Raw genomic sequence first — 241 nt, 5'->3', positions numbered from 1 at the left:
CTATGTATCAGGTTCACTTGCACGCCGAACTTCTTGTGCAGATGTTCCGCCAGGTGTTGTGCTGAGTACACGGAGCGGTGCTGTCCGCCGGTGCAGCCGAAGCAGACAGACAGATTGGTGAAGCCGCGTTCCATGTAGCGCTTCACGGAAGCGTCGACAAGGGCGTAGGCATGCTCCAGGAATACGGCTATCTCGCCGTCGTCTTCCAGGAAGCGGATAACGGGTTCGTCCAGTCCCGTGA

Annotated in this window: 1 pseudogene; it reads right to left on the bottom strand. The window is 58.1% G+C overall.

The features are described 5' to 3' along the window. A pseudogene (locus ACCD07_RS32365) lies at positions 1-241 on the bottom strand (hypothetical protein); the annotation flags it as partial.

It is taken from the genome of Duganella sp. Dugasp56, assembly GCF_047304105.1.
Lineage (GTDB): Bacteria > Pseudomonadota > Gammaproteobacteria > Burkholderiales > Burkholderiaceae_D > Rugamonas > Rugamonas hordei.
This window is presented reverse-complemented; position numbering and strand designations above follow the sequence as displayed.